Annotated in this window: 6 protein-coding genes; 2 read left to right on the top strand and 4 right to left on the bottom strand. The window is 55.9% G+C overall.

From position 1 onward, the window contains the following. Positions 1-183, bottom strand: a 183-nt coding sequence (locus VKV18_RS08145) for a hypothetical protein (protein ID WP_324203711.1), incomplete at its 3' end; no start/stop codon positions are given. 250 nt (positions 184-433) lie between these two features. On the opposite strand from VKV18_RS08145, the gene VKV18_RS08150 reads away from it, so the two are divergent. Then, positions 434-1,444 carry an alpha/beta hydrolase family protein gene (locus VKV18_RS08150; protein WP_324203712.1) on the top strand — a complete coding sequence of 337 codons (1,011 nt, stop codon included), beginning with the start codon at positions 434-436 and terminating at the stop codon, positions 1,442-1,444. A 119-nt stretch (positions 1,445-1,563) separates the two neighbouring features. Here VKV18_RS08150 and VKV18_RS08155 read toward each other — a convergent pair whose 3' ends face one another. Together VKV18_RS08155 and VKV18_RS08160 are read right to left on the bottom strand one after the other, a co-directional pair. After that, positions 1,564-2,862, bottom strand: coding sequence for a DUF1501 domain-containing protein (locus tag VKV18_RS08155; protein WP_324203713.1), 1,299 nt, complete (start codon positions 2,860-2,862; stop codon positions 1,564-1,566). 79 nt (positions 2,863-2,941) lie between these two features. Beyond that, the gene (locus VKV18_RS08160; RefSeq protein WP_324203714.1) at positions 2,942-4,318 is read right to left on the bottom strand and encodes a DUF1800 domain-containing protein; all 1,377 of its coding nucleotides are present in this window, start codon (positions 4,316-4,318) and stop codon (positions 2,942-2,944) included. 329 nt (positions 4,319-4,647) lie between these two features. Here VKV18_RS08160 and VKV18_RS08165 point away from each other — a divergent pair, with 329 nt between their 5' ends. Continuing rightward, positions 4,648-4,902, top strand: coding sequence for a hypothetical protein (locus VKV18_RS08165; protein ID WP_324203715.1), 255 nt, complete (start codon positions 4,648-4,650; stop codon positions 4,900-4,902). Between the two features lie 166 nt (positions 4,903-5,068). Here the strand turns inward: VKV18_RS08165 and VKV18_RS08170 are convergent, their stop codons facing one another. Further along, positions 5,069-5,491: a transposase gene (locus tag VKV18_RS08170; protein WP_324203716.1), complete on the bottom strand. Its 423-nt coding sequence runs from the start codon at positions 5,489-5,491 to the stop codon at positions 5,069-5,071. Between the last annotated feature and the right edge of the window lie 66 nt (positions 5,492-5,557).

Here is a 5,557-nt window from a genome sequence, read left to right on the forward strand (position 1 = left end):
CGATTCGGGAGGTGCTAGCGCACGGCGATGCAGCGGCCAGGGAGATAGGCGATGAAGGAAACGACACAGGCCGCTGAGGGGAAGGGCGTCGGCCTTGAGTTGCCCACCGCGAGGTGCCCCTTTCCCCAATGGGGGGAGGGGTGGCGGGGTGGGGGCTTGAAGAGCCGGCGATGCGCCTGTCATTTCAAACCGAAGACGAGATAAACAACTGTCATTTCGAGCCGATACCACACCTGTCATTTCGAGCCGAAGGCGAGAAATCTTGAGTTTCAAATTCCCATCGGTTCTAAGGACAAGTGTATGTGCTTTGAGAGGTAAGGGTGATGGCTGTGGGATAGCCCTTGAGGGGAGTGGGGGCTCGATGGCAGGAAACCTAAAAAAGTTTCTTGAAATCGTTGGGTATAATCCTCGAACTTGAATGGAGGCAAAGCGTATGAAGCATAACCTTCCCTATGTACCGCCCCTCTCTCTTCCCACAACGCTAACCGAATGGCAAGAGCAGCGCCAACGAATAAAGCAAACGCTTCTCTCGCTTTTAGGCGATCTCCCTCCGAAGACCACACCTGAAGTCGAGCTGATCGAACGTGGGCAGCGCGAAGGCATCTCTTTCGAACACTTCCGCTTCCATAACGGCGACCCACTTGGAGGCGCGGGCGCCATCGTGACCGGATACCTCCTCCTGCCACAACGGCAAGACCGACCTGCACCCGCCATCCAATATCTTCATTGGCACGGCGGCGAGTACGATGTGGGAAAAGAGCAACTTTGGCGGCAAAGCACCCTCGGGAACTCGATCGCCCAAGAGCTTGTATCGCGCGGCTACGTGGTGCTGGCCATAGATGCCTATGGCTTTGGGGAACGTGCCGGCACCGGCCCCGATGGCCCACAGGAACGGGGTGGGCAAGAAGAGGCCTCTTGGGCAAAACTGAACCTTTGGTATGGACGCACCTTGTGGGGCATGATGCTTCGAGATGAGCAGCTTGCCCTCGACTACCTGCTTACGCGCCCCGAAGTGGATAGGCAACGCGTCGCCACCATGGGCATGAGCATGGGCAGCACCCGCGCGTGGTGGCACATGGCCCTGGATGAGCGCGTACAATGCGGCATCGGCATCGCCTGCCTTACCCGCTACCAAGACCTTATACAGGTAGGCGCCTTGGCCACACACGGTATCTACTTCTTCGTGCCCAACTTCCTTCGCCATTTCGACACGGAAGCCGTTGTCGCGCTATGTGCCCCTAGGCCATTGTTGCTCTTGAACGGCGAACACGATCGCAGTACGCCTGTATCCGGCGTTGAGACGATCAATACGGCCGTTAAAGCGATATACGCCCTCTATTCTCAACCAACACACTATCGTAGCCTGGTTTACTCTAACGTCGGCCACGAGTGGACGCCCGCAATGTGGGAAGAGGCATTTCAATGGCTTGAAACGCATTTGTGATTAGGCCACTAGCCCATCCCTGCAAATATGTCTATGGAATGGGGCACCCATTAAAACCGGGAGGCTCACGCAGGCATTCCTACTTGAGCCTCCCGATCTTTCGTTCGCTCTGCTACACCTTAGGCAAACAACGGCAGGTTGGTGAAGCTTCCGTTCAGTATCTTTTGGGGGGAGACGCCAAGCCACTTGTCGAGTAGTGTGGCGTAGACCTGACGGAAGTCCACATTGAATTTCAGGTTGCCGAGATAGAGGTCGTCAAGCGGCGGATACTCGCCGTAGAAGCCGCCTCGCACGGCCCCACCCATCACAAACAGACAGCTGCCTGCGCCGTGGTCCGTTCCGCCGGACGCATTCTCCTGCACCCTGCGCCCGAACTCGGAGAAGGTCACCAACGTTACCCGGTCGGCCACGCCTATCTGCTCCAATTCGGCGTAGAAAGCCGCAAGCGAGTCGGAGAGGTCTTGCAGCAATCGGGCCTGTGTGGGGAACTGGTTGGCGTGTGTATCAAAGCCGCCGGTGGATACATAGAATATCTTGGTGCCGAGGTCGGCTTTAATCAACTGCGCGATGGTATGCAGGTTGCGGGCAAGCGGCGACATCTGCCCGGTCCGCCCCACATAGCTCGGTGCATCCAGGGTGCGACCTGTTGGGCTGCCAGGCTCATCATCCTGCTGATTCGCCTCGGCCTGTAGTGCTTTGCGAATGCGTTCGCTACAGGTATAAGCCTCTAGGCCGAGCTTGCGCACTAGGTCGTCAGTGCTGTTGGCCATGGTGCCCTGCGAATAGAGGGCGGTAAACGCAGCGATCTCGGCATTGTGCTCGGCAGGAGCGATCGTCTGCAGCTGAAAAGCGTTGGGGTTCTGCATGGAGACAACGGAGCCGAAGTCGCTGTAGAGGGCTCGGGGCAACTCGCCTCCTATGTTGATGCCCGCCAACGGGTTCTCTCTAAGGTGCCCATCGTCATCAAAGTAACGCCCTAACCATCCCTCACGAACCACCGTTGACACCGGGTCGGCGGTCTGCCATATCTCCTGGCTGCGGAAGTGAGAGAAATTAGGATTGGGATAGCCTACGCCCTGCACCACGGCAACGTGCCCTTTTTCAAAAAGCTGCTGTAAAGCCGACATAGAGGGATGCAGCCCAACAGAGTTCGAGATGGGCAACACCTGCTCTTTCGGGATGCCTATGGTGGGCCGGTTTTGATAGTACAGAGGGTTCGTATAGGGGATCAGCGTGTTTAGCCCATCATTCCCCCCGAACATCTGTAGCACCACCAGAATGTTTCCCGTGCCTGCCTTCGCGCGACCGTTTTCATCCGTTAGCTCGGCAGCAGCACGCACCAGGCTGCTAGGAGCCATCATCCCAAACGAAAGGAAGGTTAAACCGTTCCGAATAAATTCACGACGTGTCGTTCGCATAGCTTTATCTCCTCGCTCGTTCCATCGGTTCGCCCTGAAGGCAAACGATGGCTTCGTTCGCGTCAATTTCTCCTCCACTTTAAACCAGTTGATACTCCGGGGTCAGCAAAATCAGATGAAGCAGGCCATGAACTTTCATGAGCTTGGCCGGAGGAATGCGCCCCGTATCTGCAATGGTGAACGGCTGGTATGTGCCCGTTCGATCGGTGTTCATGTAGTTCACCAGAATATCGCGTGTTTTTTCCATCACCGGACGATGGAGCACGCGCTCGGCCAAATAGTCCACAATCGCTTCCGCAGTGCGCAGCCGGTTCTCGGCGATCTGTTGCTCCAGGCTGGCCAACAGGGGCTGGTTCTCCTCATTCAGGCGGGCAAGCTGCATGGCAAAGTTGAACCGCGCCATCAAAGTGGTCGTGTTGATCCAGGTAAGCCCTCCATCCCATCCTTTCACGCTCGGCGGGTTAAATAGCTCCTGGTTCATCGCCCGCATGGCTGCCGGAAGAAACCGCACAGGAACTTGAGCCCCTGTTGCACGAACGGCGCTGACCACAAAGTCGGTGGGGCTTTTGACCTTGCTCCACATGGCCTTTTCCGAATAGAAAACTGGTGAGCGGAACATGGCCTCAAGAACGGGCTTGATCTCGTAGTTGGATTTGCGGAAAATCTCCGCGAAGGGTCTCACCTCTTCCGGCGTCGGGTTCTCGTGAATGAAGAACTTAAACAGTTTGGTGCAGATGAAGGGGGCACATGAGGGCTGCTGCATGATGATGTTCACAATGTCATCCCCGTTGAAGTTGCCCGTTTGCCCAAGGAAGGTCTTTATGCCGTCATCATGCTCATGGGGGAGAAACACATACTCGCCCGTAAGGCGGTTGAACGTCCAACCAGTAAAGGCCCTGCCGCTCTCACGCACGTCCTGTTCCGTATAGTGGCCGATGCCGAGTGTGAATAGCTCCATCAACTCGCGCGCGTAGTTTTCGTTGGGGTGCCCTTTACGATTGGTGTTGTTATCGAGATACCAGATCATCGCAGGGTCTTTCGACACGGCTAGCGTGAGGTCATGAAAGTTGCCCACGGCATTGCGACGGAAAAGCTGGTTCTGCTGAAACATCAGGCGGGCCGAATTTACCTTGGAATAGGCCGTCGCGAAGTGCCCATGCCAAAATAGGGTCATCTTCTCCTGCAAGGGCCTATCCGTCTGCACCATGCGGTTGAGCCACCATATCTGTAGGTCGGCGATGTTGTTTTGGGCAAGAATGTCGTTAAGCTGTCGATCCTCCATGGCCTCGAAAGTGTCGGGGCCGAGCACCTCGTCGTAGTGGACGAGCTTGTGTATGGTGGCGTCAAAGCCCTCTTGCAAGCAGGCGAGCACCGTTTCACGGTCGGCTCCGAAACCCGCTCGGCGCAACAGGTGCGCCATTCTCTGATAATCTTGCGAATGTACCTCTGCACTCATATTTCGTCTCCCATCAGCCCCGAAAGACTGGCGCTATGAATGAGATAGATTCAACGCTTTTCGGCAATTTTTCGCCACGTTGATACCCTTTCAGACGTAGAGGCAAGCAAAAAGTTCTAACGATTTTTCCTTTAGGTAGCAGAGAAACCAGTAAAATCTCCGTTGCGCACACCAAAAGTCTGTGCGACAATAGAATTAGGACAGCGCCGGCCCTACGCCTCGAAGCGTGGGGACAACAAGGGAATCTCGAAGCAAGGGCGAGCAAGAGACATCGAGAACCTCAAGACAAACGGTATGTCCTAGAGTTCCTGTAAAAGGAGACCCAAACGATGTCTATACAGCCCTATACCCAAGGTGGATTCTTCTGGCCGAATCCATCGGATGCCAAACCTCTCAAGGCCGACGCGATGGCGCGTGAACAGGCGCTTGGGCAGCAACTCGAACAACATCTTTCGGCGCGCATTGCACAAATACGGCGGGCCCTCTTCTCACCTTCGGCATCAACAGGCGATGCCGGCGATACGTCGGCCTACAGCCTAACGACGGCATCCGAAACGTCATCGAGGCTGGATATCGAAGCCTAGGTTTCGCAGCATCGAACCATTCAGGCTTCTGTAGACTTTGTGCGCTCCTAGGTGTGATCGGTTCCTAGGCCTTCTGGCATTGCTTTGGCCCTCGCTCAACCGCGAGGGCTATTTTTTTGCGTGTGTTGACACTTTCTTAAGCGTGCGCCTAGTCAGATACCCCTGGCTAAAGCATAGGGGCTTGCGCCTGGTTGGAAGCATGACCCGCCAACCGACACAATAGGGCGTCTGAACTTTCGCCCCGTGCTTTGAGGTTTCGCGCCGCATTGAAGTCGGCATTCGCCTCAAAGCCACACTGCTGACATCGAAAGCTGCTCTGGCTCTTGCGATTGGCTTTGGCACAGTATCCGCACACACAATAGGTGCGAGACGAATTGCGCGGATCAACCAACACAACGGGCACTCCTGCCGCCTCGGCTTTATAGGCGATGAATTGACGCAGTTGCCGGAACGCCCAGTTGCCAAGGAGCCATCGCATTGCGCGGGAAACCGTTTCTGCTCTGTCCCGAAGGTAACGGAGGTCTTCCAGAGCGAGTGCCTTTCGCGATTGCACTACGGGTATAGTAGTCGCACAGGCGGAAGGTAACACAAACGCGCCCTTGTGTGGTGGTCAGAGAGGCACAGCCGTCTTGAAGGCGCACCCAATACGAACGCG

Source organism: Chthonomonas sp., from assembly GCF_035294505.1.
Lineage (GTDB): Bacteria > Armatimonadota > Chthonomonadetes > Chthonomonadales > Chthonomonadaceae > Chthonomonas.

Excerpts from the sequence above, each read along its gene's own strand:
- VKV18_RS08150 (WP_324203712.1), top strand. The coding sequence starts at position 434 with ATGAAGCATAACCTTCCCTATGTACCGCCCCTCTCTCTTCCCACAACG.
- VKV18_RS08155 (WP_324203713.1), bottom strand. The coding sequence starts at position 2,862 with ATGCGAACGACACGTCGTGAATTTATTCGGAACGGTTTAACCTTCCTT.
- VKV18_RS08160 (WP_324203714.1), bottom strand. The coding sequence starts at position 4,318 with ATGAGTGCAGAGGTACATTCGCAAGATTATCAGAGAATGGCGCACCTG.
- VKV18_RS08165 (WP_324203715.1), top strand. The coding sequence starts at position 4,648 with ATGTCTATACAGCCCTATACCCAAGGTGGATTCTTCTGGCCGAATCCA.